Consider the following 24,467-nt stretch of genomic DNA (forward strand, 5'->3'; position numbering starts at 1 on the left):
TACCAAAAATGGCGGGTAAGTCATGCGGTCTTATGGTGTTAAGATGTTTCTGATTGCAATCAATGGAAACATAAAAAATGAAAAAGGCATTGGCTTTAGCCGCAGTAGTAATGTTGTTGGCAGGATGTAGCTCACGCGTGGCCGATTTGACCGTGGCAAGCACAAAAAACTACAACCTCAATTCAAACAATTTCGTTAAAGGTGCTCGCGTTCAGGGAGAAGACTCAGCTCCAGTAGTATTTTTCCCTCTCGGCATTCCAAATGTGAAGACTGCTATCGACAGAGCGATTGAGAAGAATCGTTGCTCAGTTGCGCTTTCTGATGTCGTTGTGACTCAGTTCAACCACTCTTTCCTGTTCGGTAAGTTTGGCTTTATTGTTGAAGGGACTGAGGTCATTGACCGTCGCCAGCCAGGTTGCGAGAACGCGAGCTAAAAAATAGCCACCTTCGGGTGGCTTTTTTGTATCAGTCGCTATGCAATCCTCCGCAAGTTTCCCTCCCGCTGGTTGATATGTGATCGCATTTTGATAGGATTCAATCTCTTTAATAGAGAGGATTTCCCTATGAGACTGTTTTTGGTTCTGGCAACTTTCCTGGTGTCTCAGGCAGCATATGCTGCCAGCGATGCGGAAATAGTAAAATTTGTGGAAAAAGAGGCAAAAGAAACCTTCTTTCCAAAAGATGTTAAAGTTAATTCTTTATCTGAAGTCAAATTTTACCCAAACCAAGAAGATTCGGCTTACGCAAGAATGGGTAATGTATGCGGAAAAGCGTCCGTACAGAACGCAAACAAATCAGCGGAGCTAGTTTTTATTGCCCCAATTGTCGAGAAGGCCAGCCGCATACATATTGAAACCCCGACACTATACGATTTGGACTCTCAGGGAGATATGGCCCGAAGAGATTTAAAAATTAGATGCAATTAAAAAGAACCCGCCAAGTGCGGGTTTTTTGTTTTCTGGAGATCACCAATGGCCGGAGATAAGCAGTTAGGCAATATCGTCTACCAAGTGGAAATGGATGTTGCTCAACTCATTGCAGCGCAGCAAAAGGTTAACCAGCGCCTTGACCAAATGGATGGTAGCTTTAACAAGTCATCACAATCAGCCGGTCGTTTCGAGGGGGCATTAAATAAGGTTGGTCTTGCTATTGCTGGCGCTTTCACAATAGAAACGGCCAGGCGGTTAATCGAAATTGGCGATCAGATGAATACCCTGCAAGCCAGGGTTGCGCGCCTTAGTCCAAGCGTTGAAGCTGCCAAAGAGTCAATGAAGGCATTGTCTGCCATTGCCTCTCAAACCGGGAATAGCCTTTCAGATACTGAGCGACTTTGGGAGACTCTCACCTCAGCGCTGAAAGAAACAGGGGCAACAAATTCGCAGATTCTTTCCCTGACTGACACACTTCAAAAAATAGGCACTATCGGCGGGTCGTCTGCTGAGGAAATGTCTAATGCCCTGCGACAGTTCGGGCAGTCAATTGCAGGTGGCGTTGTTCGTGCTGAAGAGTTCAACTCTATCCTGGAGCAAATGCCTGAGCTGGCAAGGCAGATAGCTGCTGGTTTAGGTATTTCGATTGGTCAGTTAAGACAACGGATGCTTGAAGGCAAGCTAACCGCTCAGGACGCGCTAAACGCTATCCAGAAACAGTCGGAGAGTGTTAACGCTGAATTCGACAAAATGCCAGTTAGCATCGACAGAGCTAAAAACAGTCTCGATGTTGCCTTTAAAAACGCAATAAGTGATCTCAACCAAGCAATAGGTCTGACATCCACACTTGCCGGATTAATGCAAAGCGTTGCTGATAACCTCAACTTCTATAATAGCAACGTTGGCGAATCATCTCGGATGAATAAGCTAATTAGCGATCAGAAAAAATACAACGAGGAACTAAGCGATTCAAAAAGATGGTATGAGACAGAGTCGATTTACCAAATTCGAAGAAAAGAGGCTGCAAATCAACTAAAAATTGTTGAGGGGGAGATAGCTCATATTAGAGCAAAGGCTGCAGCTGAGGCTCAAAAAAATCAAAAATTCACTGCACCTCAGTCCAAAGGTGATGATGCTGCTACCCAAAAGCTTGTCAAAAACTCTGAACGCAGATTAGCACTAGCCAAACTTGAAGGTGAGGCTCGCGCACGGTTGCAGGCTCAATATGATGCGGCCGATGCCGGGATTACTGACCAGAAACGCGTGAAGGCACTTCAGGACGAGTATGCCGAGACATACCGGGTAACTGAAGCAAGAAAGCAAAGTAACAAAGAGGGCAAGCAGTCAGCCAGCCAGGCGGAGAGAAACGCAAAAGTTCTGGAGGAGTATAGGCAAAAGGCAAGCCTCTCAGCTGACTCGACTGCGGATCTTTCTCGAGAGCAGGCAATTCTTGCCGCCAGGCAGAAATTAACCAATCCAACACCTCAACAAATTGCTCAGGTTGAGCGTGATGCGGCGGCGGCCTGGGATAAGGCGGCGGCTCTAAAAGCACAGAATGCAGTGCCAATTCTAAAGGAAAACGCTAATTACGAAGAGCAGAAGAAAGCACTTGAGAGCCTGAAGGGACAGAAGGATGCTAACGGTCAGCTAATCCTATCTCAGGAGCAATACAATCAGGCATCTGAAAAGCTTGAGCAAGACCACCAAGTGGCGCTTGCCAAAATCAGAGCGCAACAGGTTGTAACTCCACAGCAGTCAGCTATAGGTGAGGTTGATCCTGTCCAGAGACTTGCAAACCAGCACGCTCAGGAGTTGGCGTTAATCCAGCAGTTTGAGCAGGAAGGTTTGTTAGCTCACCAAAATGCACTGGCCCTCAAAAATGCTGCGGATACGCAGTATGAGCAACAGAGAACTGCGGCGCAATGGGAACTCCTGAGTCAACAGAGCCTTGGTTATAACATGCTTACCAGTGCTGTTGATGCTTTTTCGGGTAACGCCTCAAATGCTCTTACTGGCCTGCTAACTGGCACAATGGATGCCCAGGATGCGATGAGGTCGCTTGGCAACACGATTTTGAACAGTGTCATCAATAGCATGGTTCAAATGGGTGTTGAAGCGCTCAAAAACATGATCATCGGCCAGACGATTGGTGCCGCATCTTCAGCAGCATCAATGGCTCAGGCAGCCCTTGTTTCTTCTGCATGGGCTCCGGCAGCCGCAATGGCTTCATTGGCAACTCTTGGCGGTAATGCCGCTCCTGCTGCTGCAGGCATTACTTCAACGGTCGGGTTGGCATCAGGGCTGGCCTTAGCTGGTATGCGCTACAACGGTGGGCCGGTGAGTGCCGGTGGACTTTACCAGGTAGGCGAGAAAGGGAAGCCGGAGATTTACCAGGCCAGTACCGGGAAGCAATATATGATTCCGGGCGACAACGGCAGGGTGATCAGCAATAAGGATATGCAGGCAGGCGGAGGCATCAACGTCGTTGTAAATGTTCAGAACTATAACGGTTCATCAGTAGATGCACAGGCCACTTCTGACGGCAGTGGAGGACTTACTGTCGACGTTATCGTTGCCGACCTGAACAATGGCGGCCCAATCAGCAACGCCATAACCAGCAATATGAACGTTAAACGCACGCCAAGGGGGCAGGGCTGATGGCTATTATCGACTATCCTGACTGGCTGCCGCTGGCGCAGAAAGCCAGCAAAAACATGACTTTCGACACCGGGTTTCAGACTGACCAGCCAGCAGTCGGCCCGGCTATTTTCCAGAACCTTACTGACGACCTCAAAACCACATGGTCACTGACGTGGATTTTCACACTTGATGAAGAACGCGCTTTCCAGCAGTGGTTGCGCAGCCCGAACTACCTGAATCGCGGTGTTAACTGGTTTCGCATGCCCATCAACATCGGTGGCAGTGGCTTGCAGGTTCAGGAGCTTCATTTCACGCAGATGCCTGTGCAAACGAGCATCGACGGCGGCGTGGTGACCTGGACGGGAACCGTTATCGCGAACCACCTCTATAACCCTGACGACGAGTTTGACGACATCATTGTTGAGCTGCCGCCGCCGTGGAATAGCTGGCTGGATATTGTTGTGACCGGTTATCCGGATAATCGTGATCCGGAATCTCTGCCGAGGGTGCCGTAATGCCGTCCTTTCGTGAATATAAACAACAGCGCCCGACGCGCGGCCTATACGACACAATCACATTCTATCACCCGTCATTCGGATACGTTCGCCTGGTAGATAAGCAGTTCTTCGACAAAACGCTTGGCGGCCAGGTGTTCAAGCCTGCGCGTTTCGAGATTGAAGAGAGCCAGCAGAGCGGGACTCCTGTGATTGACGCCACTGTGAAACTTGGCCGCCTTTCATCGGACATCAAATCGCTGATGAAGAAGTGGAAGGGTGCATCGCGTCTGACGGCAATCACGGCCACGCGGCAGATATTCGACAGTGGAGACGTTTCTGTGCCGATTAAGTCGTGGCAACTGTACGTCAAAACGGTAGATATCGACGCAGATGCTGCATCAGTGACTCTCTCAGTAACTAACCCGTTAAACAACAATATAGGCCGACTTTATGATCCGCAAGAATACACAGGGCTTCAGTACCTCTGAGTTCGTCAGGCGGGTCATTGGCGTGCCGTGGGCAAACCGTGCCTGTTCGTTCGAGAAAGTAGACTGTTGGGGGCTGGTTGTTCTCTATTACCGCCACGTGCTCGGTATTGAGCTACACCAGACACCGGACTACGAAGCCGGGGAGGACTTCTTCACCTGTTATCAGGGCGACGTCGTATTCTGGCGTCAGGTCGAGAAGCCTGTTGAGGGCGGGATATTCGTGGGATACCGAGGCGCGCAACCGGCGCATGTTGGACTGGTGCTCAACAGGCAAGCGTTGCACTCTCGCGGCGAGAACGGAAGCGTGCGCATGGACTCGTTGCTGGTCATTCAGCGGGCATTCACTAAAGTGGAGTTTTTCGAATATGGCGTTGATTGAGATTCAGCGTTTCCCAGGGACGCCAAAAGAACGCTACAGGGTGCCAAACGGCACCCTTTTTTATGACTGGCTGGCGGCCAATGACGCCACCTTTCACCGTGACCTGCTGATCATCCGCAATGGCGTGAAGCTGAGGGACGACGATGAGCTGGCGTTTGAGCTTAGCGAGCTGGACAAAATCCAGATCTTCGACCAGCCAAAGGGCATCGTAGAAGATATTCTTAGCCCTATCTTTAAAGTGGTTGGGCAGGTTTTTTCCTTTCTTGCGCCAAAGCCAGCTATCGCAAACACTGGCGGGAATACAGTAGATTCTCCAAATAATAGCCTTACAGGACAGACTAATACCGCGCGCGTCTATAAAGCCAAGCCGGATATTTATGGTCAGGTGAGGTCATTTCCTGACCTTATTCAGGAATCTGTTTTCGAATATGTGCGTCAGAATGATAAAGATGGCGGACTGAAGTACGTGACAGAATGGATGTGCATCGGAATCGGTAAGTACGATTATGAGTCTGTGCGCTACTCTGAATCGAGTCTGGGCTCACTGGCTGGGGCTGAATATCAGTTTTATCAGCCCGGTGAAGTCATCCCCCAAATCGTCGAGGGATATGGCTTCGATGACGTAGATGGACAGGAGGTGCCTGGGCAGAACGAAGCGGGAGATTTCCCGATAGAAACGGCGACGGCAAACACAGTCGTCAGCGGGACATATTCCGGCGGCCAGATAGCCATGAAAATCGTGAAGCAATCCGACTTCGATTATTTCATGGGGTTAGTGCTGCCGCATGCCGTAACATTCACCATTAACGTTACGTACAGCACGGCTTCTGGCAATGTCACTACTGACGCTACTTTCTCTGGCACCCTTATCTCTGCGGTGGAAACTAACAACGGGGCGGTTACTAATCCTGTTCGCTGGTACACTTTCACGATGAGCGACCTGCAGGGCCCTCAGGACATCCCGGCAAATGCCACCATCAACACTACGAAATTCATTCTCAACGACAACGAAGCGCTTGTTGTTGGGCCATTCTTCTCGCCAGTTGAATCTTCTCAGCTTTGGCTACACACGCAGTCTAGTCTGGGCGGTAAAAAACAGACGAACTGGAAAGTTGTTATCTGGAAAATCGACGATAATTACAACCAGATACCCGGCACGACCCAAACTTTCACGTATTACCAGGGGACTCCTCACGACCATACGAGCGAAGTTTTTTATCGCACAGATAAGATAACCCCGTCAGGTGGCTTCGGTAAATATGCGATCAGCTTTCAGCGCACTGATAACTCCAGCGATGCCTCGGTGCTAAAAGTTGAAGAGATTCACGCGATCAACATCAGGACCAACGTCGTTCATCCGACTGACACGCTGGTTCGTGTAAAAGTTCGGGCGACAGAAAACGCGCTGGGAAGTCGGGAGCGCAAATATAACGCCCTGGTGACGCGCCATACCATCACTTACAACCTGAACACGCAGACTGTAGATTACACGCTGCGTCCATCGCGATCATTCGCTGATGCTGTGGCGCATACCTGGCTCATCATGGGCGAGCAGTCGGTCAGCAGCATTGACCTTTACGGGCTGTACTCTATTGCTGAAAACCTGCCAGATGAGCGCTTGGGCTACTTCGACTACACCTTTGACGATGAAAACGACTCGCTCGGTGACCGCGTGCAAGCAATCTGTAATGCGGCATCGGTGGTTGCTTATTGGGATGACGGTGTGCTGACGTTCACCCGCGACCAAAAGGTTGATTACCCGGCGGCCGTATTCAACCGCGCCAACATGAAGACGGACGAGCACAAAATGACGTACGAGGCCACTCTTCCTGGCGGCTACGATGGCGTGCAGGTGTCCTACGTTCATCCGACTACCAACAACAAGACGTACATCAACTACCGCGTGCTGAACGGCGCTATCGTTGAGCAGGAGGCGGAGAACCCGAATAAGCTGGAGATAGTCGGTTTCCGTAACGAGTACCAGGCGCGGGAGCGTGCGATGCGCGAAACGAGGCGCCTTATCTACTCGCGGGTGAAGATGAACGCCAAAGTGTTCGAAGACGGCATTATCCAGGTCGGCAGCGTCATTCAGATGCCGGATATCTACGACAGCAATCAGCAGCAGGGGTATATCACCGGTCGCGCCGGCAATAACTTTGATACCAGCGAACCGATCACCTTTTCTGGGGATATGTATGTGCTGATTACCGATAGCGTGGGCAACCCGACGTTACGCTACCCAGCTTCGCCTCGAGCGGACACTAAATACGGATTCATCGCGGCAATACCAAACATTCAACTCAATATCTGGAATGGAGATACGGTGCAGCTTCCGTCGCGCTACCTTATTGCGACAGTAGAAGAACTGGACAGCCAACTATGGACGGTCAACAGCATCAAACCAAACACGGATAATACCGTCTCACTTACAGTCTCGGAATACAGCGACTCTATTTACTCATAAGACCCATTCAACCATCACAACCCGGCCACCGCGCCGGGTTTTTTTATGGAAAAAATATGGCTACGCAACCTACTAATAATCCAGTACCGAGTGAATCTCCGCGCGACCTGAAGTTCAACGCCGGTAAAATCGACGAGTTTGTTACTTCGCTTGTCACTACATATGTTGACCGTTTCGGTAATGAACATTACACAATAGAGGGCTTGAGCCAACTGGCACGCCAGGCTATTGCTGCGTTTGGCTGGATACCGGTTGGCACTTTCCAGGCAGGGGCAACAATCTCATTGCCTAATCAGATCCTGAAAGACACAACAGACGGTGAATACTACCGCTGGGATGGGCCTCTGCCGAAGGTTGTTCCTGCCGGATCTACGCCTGCATCTACAGGCGGAACTGGTGTCGGGGCATGGATTAGCGTTGGCGACTCTACACTAAGATCAATGTTGGCGTCATCAACGGGGGCAGGGCTCATTGGAACCAACCATCGTGGAACCCTTGCTGCCGACTTGAACGCCATTGACCGACGTCCTGATGGGTATGCTACTGGCGTGGCCGGGGTTTTCTCTAACGGGCGCGATGTTGAGATAGATAAAGATATATCAACTAACTCAAATACATATGTCCCTGAAATGCAGTCCCGCATGGTTTATCGTCTTACAAATAACCAGTTCGTGGAAGGGCGCGGCGGCAAGGTCACGGACACTTCTGGTAAATCTGCGGTGTATGGGATGCTTGGTACTGACACAGCTCCTACAACCAATGTAACCATCAATGATATTCAGGCTGGCGGCACTTCTTCTCCGACAGATAATAGTAATGAGGCAATTTCCTCGTTCGCGTTATTAACACGTTACACCAAAAACCTGATTGTGCGTGGGGTTCGCTCCTTCGCTGGTCTGGCCGGCGGCGTTTACGTCAGCCAGGCAAGAAGCGCGATTGTTAATGACGTCATTACCGAGAAACAGGTATATCACACTGGTGAGGATGTCGGCGGAGGTCGTGCAGGGTATTCGGTTCTTACGGACAACGCCAAAGAAACCATCATCAATAACGTGATGCAAACTGTCGAGGCGGCACCGAACGGCCGACACCTGCTGTATATGTCCACTGGCTCCGGCGGCGATACTAACGGCAACGTAAACGTTATTGCCAACAATATGATAGGCCGTTGGATTGGACGTGATGACCGCAACCAGTGGATGCTCGCAATCCGCGCTTCTCAACGTTTCATCCTGAATAACGCGATTCAGGAGGGCGGCAACGGTGGCATGATTTTCAATGACGAAAACAACAACATTACTGATTACATCGCCTCTAACATGGTTTTCCAGACCATTAAATACGCTGCTGGAGTTCCTGTTTATGCTGTCGGTCAAGGGCAGTCACCGACATACAAATCCAACAGGTGGCTTATTACTAACCAGAACATCTATGCTGTTCCTAAAGACTCAACTGTAGGGCGAACAGACATTATTGCGTTTAATATCTCCGGTAATAACGGGATGTTGAGCAATGCAGTGATCACATGTCCGGGTGAGTCAACGCCTATCCTTGTTGGGCATGATACACAAAGCGTCCAGAACATCACTATAGCTAACATTCACGATAATATTGGTGGTGGTAGTAGTGGCACTCCTGCTCCATTGATAGCATTCACTGGCAGTGCAGTATCCAATGTTACTGTTCGTGGAATAACAACATCACGCTCTCCTGTATTTCAAAGACTTGGCGTGGTAACAGATCTGACGGTTGATTTTACTCGCAAGGCAAGAATTTCATTTAATGCTGGGGCTGTTACTAAAGCTGACGTGGAAGGAATCACAGCAACAGTAACACCTTCTGCAACAGGTTTTACTATTGCGTTCCCTAGCCACATTACCCAAAAAGCTGTAGATAACCTTGTTATTCGAATGCTTGGTGCCGGTCAAGTCAACATCGCTTCTATTGGAGCGAAAACAGTAACTTTTAACACTTATACCAACGGTGGTGCTGTGTTAAGTATGCTGACGGGAAGCTACACCTTTGATCTGACTCTCTTTAGTTAGAATAAGTCATAATAATATGAGCAATCTAAAATATACGGGCGTAACCGCCCGTGTATTTACTTAAATTTAAAAACAATGGCATCCTTGTAATAAAAAGTGTCAAACAGTGCGTCTGAATAAATTGTTTGTTTGTCATCTTTCCTCAAGAAAATCTCGTATTCCTCTGCAATCTTCGGTGCAGGGTATCCAGAAGAAATACCATACTGAGACATAAGGCTATATTTAAATCTATAGTTATTAAAGGCGGAAATAACCATATATCTAGCCATTCCAAATGATTTAGTTACCCGCAAAGCATATTTTGGTAATCTTGGTTTGCCAGTTATGTATATGTTTTTGTGATCTGCGTTATAATGTTTGAAGTATACGCTAGCTATTTGCGTTGCTAAAAATCTATCATTTCTCTCAACCGCGTTCATCGCTCCTGATATGATGTATGAAAAAATAAAAGAAATGATAATCATAGCTGACGAACAGGTAGCTGTTACAGTTGAAGACCATCCAGTAGAAATATAAACCAAAAACATCATAATAATTGATGAAGCCATCATGGTTCTTGGTGCTATAGCTGGTCTCTCAAACATAGACAGCGCCCCAAAAGAGCACAGAAACAAAATAATGATAAACAGAACGCAATATAATGCTTTGAGTGAAAATCCAAATTTTTTTACGCATGATGCAATTGATGCGGCAATTGCGACAAACCACAATGTTAAATAAAATCTTGGTGAATTATCAATCAAAAACCTAAAGTAATTTATAAAATTATTGTACACCCTTAAAGGAAATTCTTTATTTAATTGTAAAATTTTGGAATTGGATATTGCGTAGTCACTAAGGTGAGCTATTGGCATTACCAGCTTTGAATATACGACGTAGCTAACTAAAATCGTCAAAGCAAGATAAAAAGCCAACTTTATGTCAAAGCGATCCCTGCGTAAATAATCATTAAATATTATACAAATAGACATCGCTATATATGCATTTATGGATGCCTGGTACAAGCTCAATGATGCAGTTAACATGGCAAAAGAGGTAAGCAGCATTATCCTGCCCCTGGGGCTTGCAATAGCTGCTAAAACAGCAAGCAAGAAAGATGCAGCCATCAATGCAGAGTCATGCCTGAATTGAATGTTTCCCACCCAAAAAGGGTTGCAAACTGGCAGAGAGCATATAAGAAAAACCTTCAGCCTGCTTGTGATATCCATTTGCACACAAAAAGCGTAGGCTGATGCGACTAATAATACCGATGACATTATTAGCGTTAAAGGGAAAACATCCAACAGCGACCCATCACCAAAGACATTTTTACCATTAGGGAATAGCGACATGGCGCTCATCATAAAAGATGCAAGTGGCCTGCCATTTTCCTCCCATCCTGAGTTTCCAGTGTCAGACCTTAGCCAGTCATCAACAAAGTAGTTGTTGTTAATGGCGAATGGGAGTATGAATAATATAGATAACAAGAATGACCAACTTAAAGACCACCTGTTTCTATAAACCCTATTTATATCAATCACGGTTATCCCCTTTTCTTTTGATAATAAAGCGAGGCCTGTTTTTTACCTCAATGTAAATTCTTCCGATGTACTCACCAAGAACGCCAATCCCTATCAGCTGAATTCCTCCCAGGAAGAGAATCGAAACCAGAAGAGAAGGGTAACCCCTTACCGGGTTTCCAAATGCCAGCGTATCAACAATCATCCATGCGCCATACATAAACGCAAAGCCAGCAACCACCAGGCCAATGTATGTCCACATTCTAAGCGGGAAGGTGGAAAAGCTTGTAATGCCCTCAAGTGCCAGGTTCCACAGTTTCCAACCATTGAATTTTGTGTTGCCTGCAATACGTTCAGCGCGGGTGTATTCCACAATATCAGTGCGGCCGCCAACCCATGACAGAACGCCTTTCATGAACAGGTTTCGCTCTGGCAGGAGCTTGATGTTTTCCACGACTTCCCGAGACATGAGTCTGAAATCACCTACGTTCTCTTCGATCTTCGGGTTACTGATTTTGTTATGCAGCTTATAGAACATTTCAGCGCTTTTGCGCTTCAGGCGACCATCAGTGGAACGGTCTGTACGTTTAGCCAAGACGACATCTGCCCCGGCCTGCCAGCGTTCAATCAGTTGCGGGATAACTTCAATCGGGTCTTGCAGGTCAACGTCGATTGGAATCACTGCGTCACCTGTGGCGTGGTCCAGACCGGCGAAGAGGGCGGGCTCTTTCCCGAAGTTACGAGTAAAGGACAAAGGCACCACGAGCGGATCTGAAACGGCCAGCGCGTTGATAATCGACTCTGTAGCGTCTTTGCTGCCGTCATTGATAAATACGATTTCCACCTCAAACGATTTGAGTGGTTCATATTCTCTGACGGTTTTATAAAAAATAGGGATAGTGTCTTCTTCGTTGAAGACCGGAACAACGAGTGAAATCTTCATTTCGCTTCCCTGAAGACGATGTATTTCGAATAGATAAACCCGCATACCAGGCTGATAGCCGAGAACACGACAAGAGTTACAACTGGCGGGAGAGAGCATTTATCAGCGGCCAATCCGACAGCCGCGCTAAGCGATCCCATGAAACCCACGTAAAGCATGTAGCGCGTCGTCGTGGTAGAGCTGTTGAAGGTGAATCGAGCATTAGCGAAGAAACTGAAACTGACCGCAACAACGAATCCGCTGAAGTTCGCCAGAGCCTGGCTTGTGCCTAGCGCATAGAAGCAGGCTGCGAACACCACCCAATGGATCAGCGTGTTGAGCACGCCCACAGAAGCGTACTTTGTAAAGAGCTTGAGCATATCTAAGTCCGTTAGATTTGAAGGGGAAGAGTCTAGCATCGGACGCGGCATCGATCGACGGGTAGTGGGACAGAAGTGAGACACGCAAGGCTTTGCACCGGGTTGTGTTAAGCTAGCCGCACAAATAATCCTGACATGTTGCAAATATGTAACTAGCCAGCATTATTCCCATGTGATGGATTGAGTTACTTTCGTTAAACCGGACAAGTTACCGGATATAAAAACCAAGTATCCAAAATAGCTTCCAATATAAACATGGGTTTACAACGAAAATGCGTCTCTTACTGGCGGAAGATAACCGTGAGCTGGCTCACTGGCTGGAGAAAGCGTTGGCGAATACCGGCTTTGCGGTGGACTGCGTCGGCGACGGGCTGGCGGCGGATCACCTGCTGCAAAACGAGCGCTACGCCGTGGCGGTGCTGGATATTGAAATGCCGCGCATGAGCGGGCTTGAGGTATTAAGCCGTCTGCGTCGTCGCGGGCAGGCGGTGCCGGTGTTGTTGCTTACTGCACACGGCGCGGTGGCCGACCGCGTAAAAGGGCTTAACGAGGGCGCTGATGATTATCTGCCAAAGCCGTTTGAGCTGAGCGAGCTGGAGGCGCGGCTGCGCGCGCTGGTGCGCCGCAGTGAAGGGCAGGTGCAGGAGGCCCAGCGGCTCGGCGAACTGACCTTTCACGACGAAGGCTATTTCGAGCTACAGGGCAGGCCGCTTGCGCTCACGCCGCGCGAACATGCGCTCTTAACGGTGCTGATGTACCGCCGCCGCCGTCCGGTCACGCGTCAGCAACTCTTCGAACAGGTGTTCAGCTTAAGCGACGACGTCAGCCCGGAAAGCATTGAGATCTATATTCACCGGCTGCGTAAAAAACTGCTGGCGAGCAACGTTCAAATCACCACGCTGCGCGGGCTGGGCTATGTACTGGAGTGCAGCGATGAGCTGGTTGCGCCCTGAATCCCTCCTCGGAAAACTGCTGCTGTTTCTCGGCCTGCCGCTCTCGCTGCTGTGGGCATTTTCCGCGTTAAACAGCTATGTCAGCGCGCTGAACGCCGCAACTCAGGCCTACGATCGTACGCTGCTGGCCTCGGCACGTATTGTGGCTGAGCGCCTCAACGTGCATCACGGCGAATTACAGGCGGACGTGCCCTGGGTGGTGCTCGATAGCGTCGAGCGCAACATGAATGACCGCCTCTACTACAAAGTGAAAGATACGCGCGGGCGGGTTATCTCCGGCTATGACGATCTGCCCGCGATGCCGGGCGGCGTGGCGCGTACCGAGCTTTACCCGGCGCTGGCGTGGTTTTATCACGCGACCTATCAGGGCCAGCGGTTGCGCGTGGCGCGGCTGTTGCAGCCGGTCAATGAAGATGGCATTAACGGCATGGCGGAGATTTATGTCGCCGAGACGTTGCAGTCGCGTCATCTGCTGGCGCGGCAGTTGCTCATCTCGTCTGCGCTCTCGCAGGGCGGGCTGGTGCTGTTAACGCTGCTGCTCGCCGGGCTGCTGCTGCGCCGCGTGCTGAAACCGATGCGCAAGCTGTCGCGCCTGATGGTCAGACGCGCGCCCGGCGAACTGACGCCGCTGCCCGATCTGCTGCCGTGGTCGGAAACGCGCCTGTTGATTATCGCCTTCAACCGTTATATGAGCCGCCTGCGCGCGCTCATCGCCCGCCAGGAGCGCTTCAGCGCCGACGCCTCGCATCAGTTAAAAACGCCGCTGGCCGTGCTGAAAACCCAGGCGGCTGTGGCGCTGGCGAGCCCCGATCCGGCGCAGTGGCGCGAAAGCCTTCAGGCGATGAGCACGACGCTCGATCAGACTATCGATCTGACCGAGCGGTTATTACAGCTCGCGACGCTTCGGCGCGCCGAGCCCGGCGAGACGCGCGCGCTCGATGTGGTGGATCTGGTGGCAGCGGCGCGGGAAAGCTGTTTTTCACGGCTGCCGCAGGCGCGCAGCAAGCCCGTCGATCTTGGTTATGAAGGCGAAGAGGGGCCGGTGTGGGTTGCCGCTGAACCGCTGCTGCTGGCGGAGCTGTGCGCCAATTTGCTGGATAACGCGCTGAAATATACGCCCGCGGGCGGCGTCGTGACGGTGCGCGTCTGCGTTGAGGCAGGGGAGGCGCGCCTTGAGGTCGAAGACAGCGGCCCCGGCATTGATGCCGCGCAGCGCGACCAGGCGCTGACGCCGTTTCGCCGTCTCGATAACGCCAGCACGCACCCCGGTGCCGGGCTGGGGCTGGCGCTGGTTAACGATATCGCCCGCTGGCACCGCACCCGCGCCGAACTCTTAAAAGGCGAGCAGCTCGGTGGTCTGCTGGTACGCGTGCGTCTGCTTCTCCATGCCTCTGCGCCAGGTCAAAGCGGCGTTTAATGCTTTTCTGCATAGGTGTTTTCTCCTTTTTCAGGTGCCGCAGGCCTGCCGCGCCCGCCTCACGTTGATTGCCGCCCCGATACGGGTACAATGCCGCGTTGCGTTTTGCAGGGCACTTTTTCTTTTTTTGAGACACATGGAATGAAAAACACACTTCGTTTAGCAATGGCCGGCCTGCTGCTGGCTGCCACCCAGGCGAGCGCCATCAGCGTCAACGGCTCCGTGGGTGAGCATTACACCAATATGGGCGTGGGCCTCGGCACCGAAAGCAGCGGTCTGCAACTGACCGGCAACTGGGCGCACAATGACGATCACGGCGATATCGTGGGCGCGGGCCTGGGCTTCAATATGCCGCTCGGGCCGTTTATGGTGACGCCGGGCGTGAAGGCGGTTTACCTGAGCCCGAAAGAAGGCAGTGAAGGCTACGCGGCGGCGGTCGGCGGCGGCGTGCGCTGGGATCTCGGCCAGCATCTTTCACTGTTTGGTGACTACTACTACTCGCCGGATTCGCTTTCCAGCGGAGTGAACGATTACCAGGAAGCCAGCGCGGGCGCGCGTTTCTCGATCTTCCGCCCGATTAGCGTCGAAGCCGGTTATCGCTATATTAACCTGACCGGTAAAGACGGCGATCGCGACAGCAAAGTGGCCGATGGCCCGTACCTGGGCGTCAGCGCAGGCTTCTGATTTTCCGGGCGCGGTGTTCCGCTGCGCCTGTTTTTCTCCTTCTTCTTTTCTCTGCGCGCTATAGTAAAGCGTTCCCTTCTTGCGGAGAAAATAATGCTACAGACAGAAATGCTCTCGACCGGCGATGAGGTGCTGCACGGTCAGATTGTCGATACCAACGCCGCCTGGCTTGCCGATCTGTTTTTTAATCAGGGACTGCCGCTGACCCGCCGCAACACCGTTGGCGACAGCCTGGAATCGCTGGTATCCGCGCTGACCGAGCGCAGCCAGCACGCCGATATTTTAATCGTCAACGGCGGCCTGGGGCCGACCAGCGACGATCTCAGCGCTGAAGCGGCGGCCCGCGCGGCAGGTGTGGAGCTGGTGCTGCACGAAGGCTGGCTCGCGCAGATGGAGCGCTTTTTCGAAGCGCGCGGGCGCGTAATGGCCGCCAGCAACCGCAAACAGGCGCTGCTGCCGGCGGGCAGCGAAATGATCGACAACCCGGTCGGCACCGCCTGCGGGTTTGCTATAAAGCTCAATCGTTGTCTGATTTTCTTCACGCCGGGCGTGCCGTCTGAATTTAAGCGCATGGTGGAGCATGAGATCCTGCCGCGCCTGCGCGAGCGCTTTACGCTCCCCGAACCCCCGCTCTGTCTGCGTCTCACCACCTTTGGCCGCTCTGAAAGCGACCTCGCCGCCGCGCTCGATACGCTGCCGCTGCCGCCGGATGTCGTGATGGGCTACCGCTCCTCCACGCCGATTATCGAACTCAAACTCACCGGGCCTGCGTCGCGGCGTGCGGAGATGGAAGCCATCTGGCCAAAAGTGCGTGAAGTGGCGGGCGACAGCCTGATTTTTGAAGGCACCGAAACGCTGCCTGCCCAGATCGCCCGCTGCCTGCGCGAGCAGCAGCTCAGCATTACGTTAAGCGAACAGTTCACCGCGGGCCTGCTGGCGCTGCAACTCTCGGGGGCCGACGCGCCGCTACTGGCAAGCGAAGTGCTGCCCGCCCAGGTGGAGACGCTGGCGCAGACCGCCCACTGGAACGTTGATCGTCGCAGCCGTCATCTCGCCGACCTGGCGCTGAGCATCGCGAGCGTGGAAGACGACGAGATTAACATCGCGCTCACCACGCCGCAGGGCACCCATGCCGTGCGCCTGCGCTTTAACGCCAGCCGCTACGCGCTGCATATCCGCCAGGAAATTTGCGCCATGATGGCGCTGACGCTGGTGCGCCGCTGGCTGAACGGCCAGGACGTGACGGCAAGCCAGGGCTGGGTGCAGGTAGTCGAAACACACACGGTCTGACACTGCAACGGGGCGCCTGTGCAGAGCCGGGCGTCCGTTATCTGCTGAACATCCAGACGCGCTGCTCTGCGCTCTATTCCCCTCTCTGTTTTCCATTTAGCGTACTGGCGCTCACGCCGCGCATTTTCCTTCTCTTTTATGCGCTTAATCGAAAGTAAACGCGCACCATTCGAAAATACATGGCAAAAATTTGCGCTTTTGTTTTCGAATGTCATATTTCTGTAACATTTTGTGCGACGTTTCACAGCATAAATAATCCATTTTGCCTACTATCACGCTCGCAAAGGAAACATAAGTAAAACGAATAGATATAAACCTCATCAGCAGGAGACAGAGATGTTAAGTATTTTTAAACCCGCCCCGCATCGCGCAAGGCTGCCTGACGGCGAGATAGATCCGCTCTATCGTCGCCTGCGCTGGCAGATTTTTATGGGGATTTTCTTCGGCTATGCCGCTTACTATCTGGTGCGTAAAAACTTTGCCCTCGCGATGCCGTATCTGGTGGAGCAGGGCTTCTCGCGCGGCGATCTCGGTTTTGCGCTTTCGGGCATTTCCATCGCTTATGGATTCTCGAAATTCATCATGGGTTCGGTCTCTGACCGCTCAAATCCGCGCGTCTTTCTGCCCGCGGGCCTGATCCTGGCGGCGGCGGTGATGCTGTTTATGGGCTTCGTTCCCTGGGCGACGTCGAGCATTATGGTGATGTTTGTGCTGCTGTTCCTGTGCGGCTGGTTCCAGGGCATGGGGTGGCCGCCGTGTGGACGCACGATGGTGCACTGGTGGTCGCAGAAGGAGCGCGGCAGGATTGTCTCCGTGTGGAACTGCGCCCATAACGTGGGCGGCGGTATTCCGCCGCTGCTGTTCCTGCTCGGCATGGCATGGTTTAACGACTGGCACGCCGCGCTCTATATGCCTGCGTTAGCGGCGATTCTGGTGGCGATTATCGCCTTCGCCCTGATGCGCGATACGCCGCAGTCCTGCGGTCTGCCGCCTATCGAAGCGTACAAAAATGATTACCCGGACGACTATAACGAGAAGCACGAAGAAGAGCTGACCGCGAAGCAGATCTTCATGCAGTACGTGCTGCCGAATAAGCTGCTGTGGTACATCGCCATCGCGAACGTCTTCGTTTATCTGCTGCGCTACGGCATCCTCGACTGGTCGCCGACTTACTTAAAAGAGGTGAAGCATTTCGCGCTGGATAAATCTTCGTGGGCATATTTCTTCTATGAATACGCAGGCATCCCCGGCACGCTGATTTGCGGCTGGATGTCGGACAAGGTTTTCCGCGGCAACCGCGGTGCGACGGGCGTGTTCTTTATGACGCTGGTGACTATTGCCACTATCGTTTACTGGCTCAACCCGCCGGGCAACCCAAACATTGATATGGCTTGCATGATTGTCATCGGCTTCCTGATTTACGGCCCGGTAATGCTGATTGGTCTCCATGCGCTGGAACTGGCACCGAAAAAAGCGGCGGGCACCGCGGCGGGCTTCACCGGCCTGTTCGGCTACCTCGGCGGCTCGGTGGCGGCGAGCGCTATCGTCGGCTACACCGTCGATTTCTTCGGCTGGGATGGCGGCTTTATGGTGATGATTGGCGGCAGCATTCTGGCGGTATTACTACTGATTATCGTGATGGTCGGTGAGCATAAACACCACCATGCAACGCTTGCGAAACGCGGATAAGGAGCACCGATGAAACTGAAAATGACGCTGGCGGCGCTGGCGATTGGCGTAATGTCGGCAAGCGCGCTGGCGGCGGATAAACTGGTGATCGCGCATCGCGGTGCCAGTGGCTACCTGCCGGAGCATACGCTGCCTGCCAAAGCGATGGCCTATGCGCAGGGCGCGGATTACCTTGAGCAGGATCTGGTGATGACCAAAGATGACCAGCTGGTGGTGCTGCATGACCACTACCTGGATCGCGTCACCGACGTGGCGGAGCGCTTCCCGGACCGCGCGCGTAAAGATGGCCGCTACTACGCAATCGATTTCACGCTCGCGGAGATCAAATCGCTGAAATTCAGCGAAGGCTTCGAGCTGGAAAACGGCAAAAAGGTGCAGACATTCCCCGGCCGCTTCCCGATGGGCAAATCCGATTTCCGGGTGCATACCTTTGAAGAAGAGATCGAATTTGTGCAGGGGCTGAACCACTCCACCGGTAAAAACATTGGTATCTACCCGGAGATCAAAGCGCCGTGGTTCCACCATCAGGAGGGGAAAGACATCGCCCTTAAGGTGCTGGAAACCCTGAAAAAATATGGCTACACCACGAAGCAGGATAAGGTCTATCTGCAATGTTTCGACGCCAACGAGCTTAAGCGCATTAAAAATGAGCTGGAGCCGAAACTGGGAATGGATCTGAAGCTGGTGCAGCTTATCGCTTACACCGACTGGAACGAAACCCAGGAGAAGCAGGCCGATGGCAAATGGGTAAACTATCGCTATGACTGGATGTTTAAACCGGGTGCCATGAAGCAGATTGCGCAGTACGCCGACGGCATCGGGCCGGATTACCATATGCTGGTGGCAGAAGGCTCGACCAAAGACCACGTGACGCTGACCGATATGGCGAAAGAGGCGCACGCCAGCCATTTGCAGGTGCACCCGTATACGGTGCGCGCCGACCAGTTGCCGGTATACGCCACGGACGTGAATCAGCTTTATGACGTGCTGTATAACAAGGCGGAAGTGGACGGGCTATTTACCGATTTCCCGGATAAAGCGGTGAGTTTTTTGAAAGATAATCGCTGATATTGCCGGGTGGCGGTTTCGCCTGATCCGGCCTGGTAGTATGGTTTGCCAGGCCGGGTAAGCGTCGCGCCACCCGACAATACGGCGTTGTTACATCTCAATCTCAATATCGCCCTGCGGTTTACAGCAGCAGGGCAAAATCTCGCCTTCCTGAATAAACGCCAGCGGTTTGGTCAGCCACTGCACCTGGCCTGCGACCAGTTTGCAGCGGCACGAGCCGCAATAGCCTTCACGGCACTGGTACTCTACCGTCACCGCGTGTGACTCCAGCGCCACCAGCAGGGAAGGGTGCTCGTCCGGGCACGACAGCTCGGTGCCCGTCACGCGAAGCGTAATGCGACCCATATCAGAGCTGGAAGCTGCTCAGATCGTCATGGTCGATTTCAGAATCGATCTGGCCGACCAGATAAGAGCTCACTTCCACTTCCTGCGGCGCTACCTGCACGTTATCAGACACAAGCCAGGTGTTGATCCACGGAATCGGGTTGGAGCGGGTTTTGAACGGCAGATCCAGACCGACAGCCTGCATACGGATATTGGTGATGTACTCAACGTACTGGCACAGAATATCTTTGTTCAGGCCGATCATGGAGCCGCCCTGGAACAGGTATTCCGCCCACTCTTTCTCCTGCTGCGCCGCCAGCACGAACAGGTCATAGCACTCCTGTTTGCACTCTTCGGCAATCGCCGCCATTTCCGGATCGTCTTCGCCGCTGCGCATCAGGTTCAGCATGTGCTGGGTGCCGGTCAGGTGCAGCGCTTCGTCGCGGGCAATCAGACGGATGATTTTCGCGTTGCCTTCCATCAGTTCGCGCTCGGCGAAGGCGAAAGAGCAGGCGAAGCTGACGTAGAAGCGAATCGCTTCCAGCGCGTTGACGCTCATCAGGCACAGGTAGAGCTTTTTCTTAAGCTCGTGCAGGTTCACGGTCACGGTTTTGCCGTTGACGCTGTGAGTGCCTTCGCCCAGCAGGTGCCAGTAGCTGGTCATCTCGATCAGATCGTCGTAGTAATGCGAGATGCCTTCGGCGCGCTTTAAGATCTGCTCGTTGGTGACGATATCGTCAAACACCACCGCCGGATCGTTGACGATATTGCGGATGATGTGGGTGTAAGAGCGCGAGTGAATGGTCTCGGAAAACGCCCAGGTTTCGACCCAGGTTTCCAGCTCCGGGATGGAGATCAGCGGCAGCAGCGCCACGTTCGGGCTGCGGCCCTGGATGGAATCAAGCAGCGTCTGGTATTTCAGGTTGCTGATGAAAATGTGTTTTTCATGCTCCGGCAGCGCCTGGAAATCGATGCGGTCGCGGGAAACGTCCACTTCTTCAGGACGCCAGAAGAATGACAGCTGCTTTTCGATAAGCTTTTCGAAAATTTCATATTTTTGCTGATCGTAACGCGCCACGTTGACCGGTTGGCCAAAAAACATGGGTTCAAGAAGCTGGTCGTTTTTCGTCTGTGAAAATGTGGTGTAGGCCATGACGTAGATCCTGTCTGCAAACAATATCGGCTGTTGACGGTGGGGGCGCTTCGCTTACCCACCCTACGGCCAACGGTTCGGCTGTTAACGGTGGGTGCGCTTTGCTTACCCACCCTACGGCCAACGGTTCGGCTGTTAACGGTTCGGCTATAAATGGTGGGTGTGCTTCGCTTACCCACCCTACGGCCTTAACAACAAGAGGGCGGGTTTCCCCGCCCTGCGTGTTAGATTTTACATGCGCCGCTTTCGCAGCCGTCATCCTGAATGGATGGCGCCAGGTCGTCCTGGGCATCTTCCGCGCCATCGCGGGTGTTCTGATAATACAGCGTCTTCACACCGAGCTTATAAGCGGTGAGCAGGTCTTTCAGCAACTGCTGCATCGGCACTTTACCTGACGGGAAGCGTGTCGGATCGTAGTTGGTGTTAGCAGAAATCGACTGGTCGATGAACTTCTGCATGATGCCCACCAGCTGCAGATAGCCGTCGTTGCCCGGCATTTCCCACAGCAGTTCGTACTGATCTTTCAGCTGTTCGTAGTCCGGCACCACCTGACGCAGGATACCGTCTTTCGACGCCTTGATGCTGATGTGGCCGCGCGGCGGCTCAATGCCGTTGGTGGCGTTGGAGATCTGCGAAGAGGTCTCGGACGGCATCAGCGCGGACAGCGTGGAGTTACGCAGGCCGTGCGTCTTGATGGATTCGCGCAGGCTTTCCCAGTCGTAATGCAGCGGCTCGCTGGCGATCGCATCCAGATCTTTCTTGTAGGTGTCGATCGGCAGAATGCCTTTGCTGTAGGTGGTTTCATTGAACCACGGGCATGCGCCTTGCTCTTTCGCCAGCTCGTTAGAGGCTTTCAGCAGGTAGTACTGAATCGCTTCGAACGTTTTGTGCGTCAGATTGTTGGCGCTGCCGTCGGAGTAACGCACGCCGTGCTTCGCGAGATAGTAAGCGAAGTTAATCACGCCGATGCCGAGAGTACGACGGCCCATCGCGCCGCGTTTAGCCGCCGGAATCGGGTAATCCTGGTAATCCAGCAGGGCGTCCAGCGCACGAACTGCCAGCGTAGAAAGCTCTTCCAGCTCGTCCAGGCTCTCAATAGCGCCCAGGTTGAAAGCAGACAGGGTGCAGAGCGCGATTTCACCGTTTTCGTCGTTTACATCATCCAGCGGTTTGGTCGGCAGCGCGATTTCCAGGCACAGGTTAGACTGACGCACCGGCGCGACAACCGGATCGAACGGGCTATGGGTGTTGCAGTGATCCACGTTCTGGATGTAGATACGGCCGGTAGAGGCGCGCTCCTGCATCATCAGCGAGAACAGCTCAGACGCTTTAATGCGCTGTTTGCGGATGCTCTCGTCCTGCTCATATTTGGTGTACAGACGCTCGAACTCGTCCTGATCGGCGAAGAACGCGTCATACAGGCCCGGCACGTCGGACGGGCTGAACAGCGTGATGTCTTCGCCTTTCAGCAGGCGCTGGTACATCAGCTTGTTGATCTGTACGCCGTAGTCCATGTGACGCACGCGGTTCGCTTCGGTACCGCGGTTGTTTTTCAGCACCAGCAGGCTTTCGACTTCCAGATGCCACATTGGGTAGAAGAGGGTGGCCGCGCCGCCGCGAACGCCGCCCTGCGAGCAGGATTTCACGGCCGTCTGGAAATGTTTGTAGAACGGAATGCAACCGGTGTGGAACGCTTCGCCGCCGCGGATTGGGCTGCCGAGCGCACGGATGCGGCCCGCGTTGATGCCGATACCGGCGCGCTGGGAAACGTATTTCACGATGGCGCTGGAAGTGGCGTTGATGGAATCCAGGCTGTCGCCGCACTCGATCATTACGCAGGAGCTGAACTGACGGGTCGGGGTGCGCACGCCGGACATGATCGGCGTCGGCAGCGAAATTTTAAAGGTGGAGACCGCATCGTAGAAACGCTTCACGTAATCCAGACGGGTTTCGCGCGGGTAGTTAGAGAACAGGCACGCCGCCACGAGAATGTAGAGGAACTGCGCGCTTTCGTAGATCTCACCGGTAACGCGGTTCTGGACCAGGTATTTCCCTTCAAGCTGCTTCACGGCGGCGTAGGAGAAGTTCATATCGCGCCAGTGGTCGATAAAACCGTCCATCTGCGCAAACTCTTCTTCGCTGTAATCCTGCAGCAGGTGGTGGTCATATTTACCCAGCTCCACCATCTTCACGACATGGTCGTACAGTTTCGGCGGCTCGAACTGACCGTAGGCTTTTTTGCGCAGGTGGAAAATCGCCAGGCGCGCGGCCAGGTATTGATAGTCCGGCGCGTCGCGGGAAATAAGATCCGCCGCCGCCTTGATGATGGTTTCATGAATATCGGAGGTTTTGATGCCGTCGTAGAACTGAATGTGAGAACGCAGCTCTACCTGGGAGATGGAGACGTTATGCAGACCTTCCGCAGCCCAGTCCAGAACACGATGAATTTTATCCAGGTTGATGCGTTCCTGGCTGCCATCTCGTTTTGTTACCAGCAGACTCTGATTCATGGGTAATACCTGTCCGTGAAATCCGTGAAATAGAAATATCCCCCGCTTATCCACAAGTGACTAACTCTGTGGATAAATACTATATATAGGGGGTTTGAGATAAGTGAAACGCTATATGGTGAGTATTCTAGTCGGGATTCTTTTGAGAACAAGCCTTGATTTCGGTGTTAATTTGCGGTTGCAAAATCTCGAAATTAAGTAAGTCCTCATCACATAAGGCCTTGAGGGCTTGTCAAGGCGGCAGGAAAAAAAATGAAAATTTGATCGAACGCTGATTTCCTGGTCAGGAAAGAAATGGCGCAACAGAACGTTGCGCAATTTTTAATACGAAAAGCTTCTGACAGGACGGTTTTCAGACAGGTTTTTTAGCCTGTGTATGCAACATATAGTTAACATCAACGCCCGGCGCGAGCTTAAAGCGGTTGGTCAGCGGATTGTAGTGCAGACCGATGATATGACGCTCTTCCAGCGGGGTTTCATCCACCCAGGCCAGCAGTTCGGAAGGGCGAATGAATTTTTTGGCATCGTGCGTGCCTTTGGGCACCATGCGCAGCACATATTCTGCGCCTACCACCGCCATCAGCCAGGATTTGGCGTTGCGGTTAAGCGTGGAGAAAAAGACGTGGCCGCCGGGCTTTACGAGTTGAGCGCAGGCCTGCACCACCGAGCGCGGGTCCGGCACGTGTTCGAGCATCTCCATGCAGGTCACCACGTCATAGGCGCCGGCATGCTGCGCGGCGTGTTCTTCCACGGTCTGCTGAACATAGTTAAGCTCAACGCCGCTTTCCAGCGCGTGTAGACGCGCCACCGCCAACGGCTCCGCGCCCATATCGAGCCCCGTGACGTTCGCCCCTTCGCGCGCCATACTCTCTGAGAGAATGCCGCCGCCGCAGCCGACATCCAGCACTTTTTTCCCGAACAGGCCACCGGCGCGTTCGGCGATATAGCCAAGACGCAGCGGGTTAATGCGATGCAGCGGTTTAAATTCCCCTTCAGTGTCCCACCAGCGCGAAGCGACAGCTTCAAATTTGGCGATTTCTTCTAAGTCTACGTTGTGCGCAACGGGCGGTTTTTCAGCATTCATGGACGCCTTTACTCCTTTCTTCGCAAGAGCGTCGAGTATAACAGGCGTTAGT

21 protein-coding genes are annotated in these 24,467 nt (G+C 52.9%); 14 read left to right on the plus strand and 7 right to left on the minus strand.

What is annotated here, in order from left to right:
• Positions 1-77 precede the first annotated feature (77 nt).
• From CSK29544_RS11525 to CSK29544_RS11560, 8 genes are all read left to right on the plus strand, one after another.
• Positions 78-434: a putative periplasmic lipoprotein gene (locus CSK29544_RS11525; RefSeq protein ID WP_029039592.1), complete on the plus strand. Its 357-nt coding sequence runs from the start codon at positions 78-80 to the stop codon at positions 432-434.
• 129 nt (positions 435-563) lie between these two features.
• Positions 564-926, plus strand: a complete 363-nt coding sequence (locus tag CSK29544_RS11530) for a hypothetical protein (protein ID WP_029039591.1) — start codon at positions 564-566, stop codon at positions 924-926.
• A gap of 45 nt (positions 927-971) precedes the next feature.
• Entirely contained in the window at positions 972-3,587 is a 2,616-nt protein-coding gene (locus tag CSK29544_RS11535; RefSeq protein ID WP_029039590.1) for a tape measure protein, read from the plus strand.
• The gene (locus tag CSK29544_RS11540; protein WP_023899332.1) at positions 3,587-4,084 is read left to right on the plus strand and encodes a hypothetical protein; all 498 of its coding nucleotides are present in this window, start codon (positions 3,587-3,589) and stop codon (positions 4,082-4,084) included. Before CSK29544_RS11535 ends, CSK29544_RS11540 begins: the two co-directional genes overlap by 1 nt.
• Complete coding sequence (locus tag CSK29544_RS11545) at positions 4,084-4,554, plus strand: hypothetical protein (protein ID WP_029039589.1); 471 nt, start codon at positions 4,084-4,086, stop codon at positions 4,552-4,554. Before CSK29544_RS11540 ends, CSK29544_RS11545 begins: the two co-directional genes overlap by 1 nt.
• Complete coding sequence (locus tag CSK29544_RS11550) at positions 4,517-4,933, plus strand: NlpC/P60 family protein (protein ID WP_042391617.1); 417 nt, start codon at positions 4,517-4,519, stop codon at positions 4,931-4,933. Before CSK29544_RS11545 ends, CSK29544_RS11550 begins: the two co-directional genes overlap by 38 nt.
• A complete protein-coding gene (locus CSK29544_RS11555) occupies positions 4,920-7,397 on the plus strand; it encodes a host specificity factor TipJ family phage tail protein (RefSeq protein ID WP_029039587.1) in 2,478 nt (825 codons plus the stop codon). The genes CSK29544_RS11550 and CSK29544_RS11555 overlap by 14 nt, the downstream gene beginning before the upstream one ends.
• 56 nt (positions 7,398-7,453) lie before the next feature.
• Positions 7,454-9,442, plus strand: coding sequence for a tail fiber/spike domain-containing protein (locus CSK29544_RS11560; RefSeq protein ID WP_029039586.1), 1,989 nt, complete (start codon positions 7,454-7,456; stop codon positions 9,440-9,442).
• 56 nt (positions 9,443-9,498) lie between these two features.
• Here the strand turns inward: CSK29544_RS11560 and CSK29544_RS11565 are convergent, their stop codons facing one another.
• From CSK29544_RS11565 to CSK29544_RS11575, 3 genes are read right to left on the minus strand one after another with little or no spacing between them, the layout of a single operon-like run.
• On the minus strand, positions 9,499-10,962 hold the full coding sequence (locus tag CSK29544_RS11565) for a glucosyltransferase domain-containing protein (RefSeq protein WP_071844247.1): 1,464 nt from the start codon (positions 10,960-10,962) through the stop codon (positions 9,499-9,501).
• Positions 10,955-11,884 carry a glycosyltransferase family 2 protein gene (locus CSK29544_RS11570; protein ID WP_029039584.1) on the minus strand — a complete coding sequence of 310 codons (930 nt, stop codon included), beginning with the start codon at positions 11,882-11,884 and terminating at the stop codon, positions 10,955-10,957. Before CSK29544_RS11570 ends, CSK29544_RS11565 begins: the two co-directional genes overlap by 8 nt.
• Positions 11,881-12,243 (minus strand): GtrA family protein, encoded by a 363-nt coding sequence (locus tag CSK29544_RS11575; protein WP_029039583.1) that lies wholly within the window; start codon positions 12,241-12,243, stop codon positions 11,881-11,883. The genes CSK29544_RS11570 and CSK29544_RS11575 overlap by 4 nt, the downstream gene beginning before the upstream one ends.
• 272 nt (positions 12,244-12,515) lie before the next feature.
• On the opposite strand from CSK29544_RS11575, the gene tctD reads away from it, so the two are divergent.
• The 6 genes from tctD to glpQ all read left to right on the plus strand — a co-directional run bounded on the left by tctD (position 12,516) and on the right by glpQ (position 19,344).
• The gene (gene tctD, locus CSK29544_RS11580; RefSeq protein ID WP_004388278.1) at positions 12,516-13,196 is read left to right on the plus strand and encodes a transcriptional regulator TctD; all 681 of its coding nucleotides are present in this window, start codon (positions 12,516-12,518) and stop codon (positions 13,194-13,196) included.
• A complete protein-coding gene (locus CSK29544_RS11585; protein ID WP_007897464.1) occupies positions 13,177-14,613 on the plus strand; it encodes a sensor histidine kinase in 1,437 nt (478 codons plus the stop codon). Before tctD ends, CSK29544_RS11585 begins: the two co-directional genes overlap by 20 nt.
• A 141-nt stretch (positions 14,614-14,754) precedes the next feature.
• Positions 14,755-15,297 carry a YfaZ family outer membrane protein gene (locus CSK29544_RS11590; protein ID WP_004388515.1) on the plus strand — a complete coding sequence of 181 codons (543 nt, stop codon included), beginning with the start codon at positions 14,755-14,757 and terminating at the stop codon, positions 15,295-15,297.
• 93 nt (positions 15,298-15,390) lie between these two features.
• Entirely contained in the window at positions 15,391-16,587 is a 1,197-nt protein-coding gene (locus CSK29544_RS11595) for a nicotinamide mononucleotide deamidase-related protein YfaY (RefSeq protein ID WP_007897466.1), read from the plus strand.
• A gap of 336 nt (positions 16,588-16,923) precedes the next feature.
• Entirely contained in the window at positions 16,924-18,276 is a 1,353-nt protein-coding gene (glpT, locus tag CSK29544_RS11600) for a glycerol-3-phosphate transporter (RefSeq protein ID WP_007897472.1), read from the plus strand.
• A gap of 9 nt (positions 18,277-18,285) precedes the next feature.
• Entirely contained in the window at positions 18,286-19,344 is a 1,059-nt protein-coding gene (gene glpQ, locus CSK29544_RS11605; protein WP_004387470.1) for a glycerophosphodiester phosphodiesterase, read from the plus strand.
• Between the two features lie 90 nt (positions 19,345-19,434).
• Here the strand turns inward: glpQ and yfaE are convergent, their stop codons facing one another.
• The 4 genes from yfaE to ubiG all read right to left on the minus strand — a co-directional run bounded on the left by yfaE (position 19,435) and on the right by ubiG (position 24,415).
• Entirely contained in the window at positions 19,435-19,689 is a 255-nt protein-coding gene (gene yfaE / locus CSK29544_RS11610; RefSeq protein ID WP_007699900.1) for a class I ribonucleotide reductase maintenance protein YfaE, read from the minus strand.
• Between the two features lies 1 nt (position 19,690).
• A complete protein-coding gene (nrdB, locus tag CSK29544_RS11615) occupies positions 19,691-20,821 on the minus strand; it encodes a class Ia ribonucleoside-diphosphate reductase subunit beta (protein ID WP_004387472.1) in 1,131 nt (376 codons plus the stop codon).
• A 224-nt stretch (positions 20,822-21,045) separates the two neighbouring features.
• Positions 21,046-23,331: a class 1a ribonucleoside-diphosphate reductase subunit alpha gene (nrdA, locus tag CSK29544_RS11620; protein ID WP_007897476.1), complete on the minus strand. Its 2,286-nt coding sequence runs from the start codon at positions 23,329-23,331 to the stop codon at positions 21,046-21,048.
• Between the two features lie 352 nt (positions 23,332-23,683).
• On the minus strand, positions 23,684-24,415 hold the full coding sequence (gene ubiG / locus CSK29544_RS11625; protein ID WP_007897478.1) for a bifunctional 2-polyprenyl-6-hydroxyphenol methylase/3-demethylubiquinol 3-O-methyltransferase UbiG: 732 nt from the start codon (positions 24,413-24,415) through the stop codon (positions 23,684-23,686).
• Positions 24,416-24,467 lie beyond the last annotated feature (52 nt).

This window comes from Cronobacter sakazakii, assembly GCF_000982825.1.
Lineage (GTDB): Bacteria > Pseudomonadota > Gammaproteobacteria > Enterobacterales > Enterobacteriaceae > Cronobacter > Cronobacter sakazakii.

Excerpts from the sequence above, each read along its gene's own strand:
- ubiG (WP_007897478.1), bottom strand. The coding sequence starts at position 24,415 with ATGAATGCTGAAAAACCGCCCGTTGCGCACAACGTAGACTTAGAAGAA.
- CSK29544_RS11590 (WP_004388515.1), top strand. The coding sequence starts at position 14,755 with ATGAAAAACACACTTCGTTTAGCAATGGCCGGCCTGCTGCTGGCTGCC.
- CSK29544_RS11575 (WP_029039583.1), bottom strand. The coding sequence starts at position 12,243 with ATGCTCAAGCTCTTTACAAAGTACGCTTCTGTGGGCGTGCTCAACACG.
- nrdA (WP_007897476.1), bottom strand. The coding sequence starts at position 23,331 with ATGAATCAGAGTCTGCTGGTAACAAAACGAGATGGCAGCCAGGAACGC.
- CSK29544_RS11525 (WP_029039592.1), top strand. The coding sequence starts at position 78 with ATGAAAAAGGCATTGGCTTTAGCCGCAGTAGTAATGTTGTTGGCAGGA.
- CSK29544_RS11560 (WP_029039586.1), top strand. The coding sequence starts at position 7,454 with ATGGCTACGCAACCTACTAATAATCCAGTACCGAGTGAATCTCCGCGC.
- CSK29544_RS11545 (WP_029039589.1), top strand. The coding sequence starts at position 4,084 with ATGCCGTCCTTTCGTGAATATAAACAACAGCGCCCGACGCGCGGCCTA.
- CSK29544_RS11535 (WP_029039590.1), top strand. The coding sequence starts at position 972 with ATGGCCGGAGATAAGCAGTTAGGCAATATCGTCTACCAAGTGGAAATG.
- glpT (WP_007897472.1), top strand. The coding sequence starts at position 16,924 with ATGTTAAGTATTTTTAAACCCGCCCCGCATCGCGCAAGGCTGCCTGAC.
- CSK29544_RS11540 (WP_023899332.1), top strand. The coding sequence starts at position 3,587 with ATGGCTATTATCGACTATCCTGACTGGCTGCCGCTGGCGCAGAAAGCC.
- yfaE (WP_007699900.1), bottom strand. The coding sequence starts at position 19,689 with ATGGGTCGCATTACGCTTCGCGTGACGGGCACCGAGCTGTCGTGCCCG.
- CSK29544_RS11585 (WP_007897464.1), top strand. The coding sequence starts at position 13,177 with ATGAGCTGGTTGCGCCCTGAATCCCTCCTCGGAAAACTGCTGCTGTTT.
- CSK29544_RS11550 (WP_042391617.1), top strand. The coding sequence starts at position 4,517 with ATGATCCGCAAGAATACACAGGGCTTCAGTACCTCTGAGTTCGTCAGG.
- CSK29544_RS11555 (WP_029039587.1), top strand. The coding sequence starts at position 4,920 with ATGGCGTTGATTGAGATTCAGCGTTTCCCAGGGACGCCAAAAGAACGC.
- CSK29544_RS11570 (WP_029039584.1), bottom strand. The coding sequence starts at position 11,884 with ATGAAGATTTCACTCGTTGTTCCGGTCTTCAACGAAGAAGACACTATC.
- CSK29544_RS11530 (WP_029039591.1), top strand. The coding sequence starts at position 564 with ATGAGACTGTTTTTGGTTCTGGCAACTTTCCTGGTGTCTCAGGCAGCA.
- glpQ (WP_004387470.1), top strand. The coding sequence starts at position 18,286 with ATGAAACTGAAAATGACGCTGGCGGCGCTGGCGATTGGCGTAATGTCG.
- CSK29544_RS11595 (WP_007897466.1), top strand. The coding sequence starts at position 15,391 with ATGCTACAGACAGAAATGCTCTCGACCGGCGATGAGGTGCTGCACGGT.
- nrdB (WP_004387472.1), bottom strand. The coding sequence starts at position 20,821 with ATGGCCTACACCACATTTTCACAGACGAAAAACGACCAGCTTCTTGAA.
- tctD (WP_004388278.1), top strand. The coding sequence starts at position 12,516 with ATGCGTCTCTTACTGGCGGAAGATAACCGTGAGCTGGCTCACTGGCTG.